We start from the raw sequence: 258 nt of genomic DNA on the forward strand, positions 1-258 counted from the left end.
GATCTACAGTTTCAGCAATAACCAGATCCTCATGGGCACTGGCAGCGGCAATCCGGCGCAGCAAGTGCTGGTGAACAACGTCAGCGCCTTCAACGTCACATTCGGTCTGGCCAGTTCGGCGACCGACGTCGCAGCCTCAACCTACAGCAGCAACCCTGGCGATCCCGCGCGCATCCGCAGCGTGCGCTTGAGCCTGACCCTCACCGACCCGAACAATCGGGTGCGCAATCAAACCTTCAACGTGGTTGCGGCATTGCG

The 258-nt window shown here is 60.5% G+C and carries 1 protein-coding gene; it reads left to right on the forward strand.

The window, feature by feature from the left end; all coding sequences use genetic code 11:
• Nucleotides 1-258: hypothetical protein (locus tag AAEY83_RS16485; protein WP_351060784.1), on the forward strand; the 258-nt coding region annotated here is incomplete at both ends.

The sequence above is a fragment of the Psychrobacter sp. TB20-MNA-CIBAN-0197 genome (assembly GCF_040309765.1).
Classification (GTDB): domain Bacteria; phylum Pseudomonadota; class Gammaproteobacteria; order Pseudomonadales; family Moraxellaceae; genus Psychrobacter; species Psychrobacter submarinus.